The sequence below is a fragment of the Pseudomonas sp. CM27 genome, from assembly GCF_013179515.1.
Classification (GTDB): Bacteria; Pseudomonadota; Gammaproteobacteria; order Pseudomonadales; family Pseudomonadaceae; genus Aquipseudomonas.
This window is the reverse complement of the sequence record NZ_JABMCN010000362.1, coordinates 1-3,950: the sequence shown is the minus strand read 5'-3', so window position 1 is coordinate 3,950 and position 3,950 is coordinate 1. Positions and strand designations below refer to the sequence as shown.

Annotated in this window: 3 protein-coding genes; 1 reads left to right on the top strand and 2 read right to left on the bottom strand. The window is 59.8% G+C overall.

Annotation, left to right across the window (positions count from 1 at the left end):
- Nucleotides 1-196 precede the first annotated feature (196 nt).
- On the bottom strand, nucleotides 197-1,417 hold the full coding sequence (locus HP547_RS27655; protein ID WP_172221780.1) for a CaiB/BaiF CoA-transferase family protein: 1,221 nt from the start codon (nucleotides 1,415-1,417) through the stop codon (nucleotides 197-199).
- Nucleotides 1,418-1,431: 14 nt separating this feature from the next.
- On the bottom strand, nucleotides 1,432-2,613 hold the full coding sequence (locus HP547_RS27650; protein ID WP_172221783.1) for an acyl-CoA dehydrogenase: 1,182 nt from the start codon (nucleotides 2,611-2,613) through the stop codon (nucleotides 1,432-1,434).
- A gap of 161 nt (nucleotides 2,614-2,774) precedes the next feature.
- Between HP547_RS27650 and HP547_RS27645 the strand changes: the two genes are divergently transcribed.
- A complete protein-coding gene (locus tag HP547_RS27645) occupies nucleotides 2,775-3,674 on the top strand; it encodes a LysR family transcriptional regulator (RefSeq protein WP_172221786.1) in 900 nt (299 codons plus the stop codon).
- The last annotated feature ends 276 nt before the right edge of the window (nucleotides 3,675-3,950 follow it).

Below are 3,950 nucleotides of genomic sequence, written 5' to 3'. Positions count from 1 at the left end.
GCCCTTACAGCATCTTCTGAACTACCTAACTCGTTGAATATCAAGGAGTTTGTCGTTCCGTTGTCGCTGGAAGTGGGGCGCATTATAAGGGGATTCGAAAGGGCGTCAACCTTTAATTTCAAGAAAGGCTGATATCGCTGAGAAGCAAGCGGGGAGGCCTGACGGCCTCCCCGCTTTTCATTGGAACCCAACCCTTCTAGAGCACACCGGCGTCGCGCAAACGTTGCACCTGAGCAGCATCCAACCCCAGCACCTCCCCAAGCACCACCTCGGTATGCTCCCCCAACAGCGGCGGAGCCCTTCTATATTCAACCGGCGTCTCCGACAACCGTATCGGGCTGGCGACCTGCGGCACGCTGCCCGCCAACGCATGCGGCATCTTCACTGCCAGCCCACGCGCCAGCACCTGAGGATCCTGGAACATCTGCGCCAGATCATTGATAGGACCGCAGGGTACGCCCGCTGCCTCCAGCTGGCTGACCCACTCGGCCGTGGTCTTGAATACCGTGGCCTGACGGATCAACGGAATCAGCTCGCCCCGATTGGCCACGCGCTGCTTATTGGTAAGAAAGCGGGGATCGTCCGCCCATTGCGGCTGCCCTGCCACCTCGGCGAACTTGCGGAACTGGCCGTCATTACCCACGGTAAGGATGAAGTCGCCATCCGCCGTCGGAAAGTCCTGATAGGGCACAATATTAGGGTGCGCATTACCCAGGCGGCGAGGCGGGTTGCCCGTAGTCAGGTAGTTCATTGCCTGATTCGCCAGGCAAGCCACCTGCACATCGAGCAGTGCCATATCTACATGCTGACCCACCCCAGCCTTGTCTCGGTGGGCGAGCGCGGCAAGCATGGCCACAGTGGAGTACAACCCGGTAAGAATGTCGGTGAGGGCGACACCCACCTTGACCGGGCCTGCGCCGTCCTCGCCTTCCGGGCGGCCCGTCAGGCTCATCAGCCCCCCCAGCCCCTGGATCATGAAGTCATAGCCGGCGCGCCTGGCATAGGGCCCGGTCTGGCCGAAGCCGGTAATGGAACAATAGATAAGCTGCGGGTTGAGCGCCTTCAGGCTCGCATAGTCCAGGCCGTAGGCAGCCAACCCGCCAACCTTGAAGTTCTCGATGACGATATCGCACTTGGCCGCCAGCTCACGCACCAGGCGTTGCCCTTCGGGCTGCGTGAAGTCGATGGTTACCGAGCGCTTGTTGCGATTGGCCGAAAGGTAATACGCCGCCTCGCTGGTGTTCTCACCCTCGGCGTCCTTGAGGAAGGGCGGCCCCCATGAGCGGGTATCATCGCCACTGCCAGGGCGTTCCACCTTTATCACGTCGGCACCAAGGTCAGCGAGGATCTGGCCAGCCCATGGGCCGGCCAACACGCGCGAAAGGTCCAGTACCCGCAGATGTGATAGCGCGCCCATGGGCTGGCTCCTTATTAATAGAAGGCCTGGATACCGGTCTGCGCACGCCCCAGGATCAGTGCATGCACGTCGTGAGTACCTTCATAGGTGTTGACCACCTCAAGGTTGACCAGGTGACGGGCCACACCAAACTCGTCGGAGATGCCGTTGCCGCCCAGCATGTCACGTGCCATGCGCGCGATATCCAGGGCCTTGCCGCAGGAATTCCGCTTCATGATAGAGGTGATTTCCACCGCAGCCGTACCTTCATCTTTCATGCGCCCCAGGCGCAGGCAACCCTGCAAGGCCAGCGTGATTTCAGTCTGCATGTCCGCCAGCTTCTTCTGGATCAACTGATTCGCAGCCAAAGGTCGACCGAACTGCTGGCGGTCCAGGGTGTACTGCCGTGCGGTGTGCCAGCAGGCCTCGGCGGCGCCCAGCGCGCCCCAGGAGATGCCATAGCGGGCCGAGTTCAGGCAGGTGAACGGCCCTTTCAGCCCACGCACGTCGGGGAAGATGTTTTCTTCCGGCACGAATACGTTGTCCATGACGACTTCGCCAGTGATAGAGGCACGCAGGCCGACCTTGCCATGGATCGCCGGGGCGCTGAGGCCTTCCCAGCCTTTCTCCAGAACAAAGCCGCGAATATCACCCGCATCATCCTTGGCCCAGACCACGAATACATCGGCGATCGGGCTATTGGTGATCCACATCTTGCTGCCGGTGAGGCGATAGCCGCCGTCGACCTTCCTGGCACGGGTGATCATCGACCCAGGATCGGAGCCATGATTGGGCTCGGTGAGGCCGAAGCAACCGATCCACTCACCGCTGGCCAGCTTGGGCAGGTATTTCTGTTTTTGCGCTTCGGTGCCGAATTCGTTGATAGGCACCATTACCAGGGACGACTGCACGCTCATCATCGACCGGTAGCCCGAGTCGATACGCTCGACCTCTCGAGCGATCAGGCCGTAGCACACGTAATTCAGGCCACTGCCACCGTACTGTTCGGGAATGGTTGCCCCCAGCAAGCCGATTTCACCCATCTCGCGGAAGATCGCCGGGTCGGTCTGCTCGTGACGGAAGGCCTCGAGCACACGCGGGGCCAGCTTGTCCTGGGCGAACTGATAAGCGCTGTCACGCACCATGCGCTCTTCTTCAGTGAGCTGCTGATCGAGCAGCAGCGGGTCGATCCAGTTGAAGCTTGCTTTACCGGCCATGAGCGAAATCCTCGAAATAGGGGGCAGTTTCTTGTGCCTTTGAGCCTAGGCCTGATTAGCCGGCGGGACAAACGAGGATTGCGCACCTATTAGTGATAATTTGTCACTTCGTAAATCGGCAAAACGCCATATTGACTGCCTTACGAGTGAGGTTGACGTACATGCGCCGCAAGATCCCCAGTACCGCCGCCCTGGTTTGCTTCGAAGCAGCGGCGCGCAACGAGAGCTTTACCAAGGCCGCCCAGGAACTCGCCCTGACCCAGGGCGCTGTCTGTCGGCAGATAGGCGGCCTGGAGGCGTTCCTTAATGTCGAACTGTTCCGGCGCTCGCGACGGGGCGTGAAGCTGACCGAAGCAGGCCTGTCCTACAGCCGCCAGATAGCCGCGCAACTGGACGCCGTGGAGCGCGACACACTCTCTGTAATGCGCCAACAGGGCGCCAATGTGATCGAACTGGCGGTAGTGCCCACCTTTGGCACCCAGTGGCTACTACCGCGCCTGAAAGACTTCCAGCAATGCCACCCCGAGGTCACGGTCAACCTCACCAACCGCACACGCCCGTTTCTGTTCGCCGACACTACCTTCGATGCCGCCATCTACTTTGGCGATGCCGACTGGTCGGGCACCCAGTCGCACCGGCTGATGGGGGAGAACCCGGTGCCGGTGTGCAGCCCGGCACTACTGGGCGAGGAGGGCATGCTGGAGGCGCGGCGCATCGGGCAACTGCCACTGCTGCAGCAGAGCACCCGCCCGTACGCCTGGCGGCAGTGGTTCGGCAGCCTGGGCATGAATATGGAACGCGACATGACAGGCCCGCGCTATGAACTATTCTCGATGCTCGCCCAGGCGGCCATGCACGACATGGGTATCGCCCTGATTCCGCCGTTCCTGATTCAGCGCGAGCTGGAGGAAGGTAGGTTGGTGGTCGCTAACAGACACGCCCTGAGTAGCGACAAGGCCTACTATCTGATGATTCCGGAGCGCAAGGTCGAGTCTGGCTCGCTGCGTGCCTTTCGCGACTGGCTGCTGCACCAGGCCCAGGCCTATATAGGCAAAGCATGAACCTGCGATAACTTGACTCGGTAGTCAATTATTTTAAACACCTACAGATGTATGTATTTGTCGCATTATCGCAAACTGTTACGCAGGCATAAAAATACCCTTTAACCCTGCTTATTACGCGGCTTTGCGGGCTATTTTGCGACATTCACCCAGTCGTAAGCGAAGTGCCCTGAAATATTTTGATTTTTTCTTCTACCCTGCCAATAGCCCATGTTTGAGAGGCTGCAGCTGTAGTGCTGCGACATGCGGTCACAGGGTGACTTGTAGTTTTGAGTT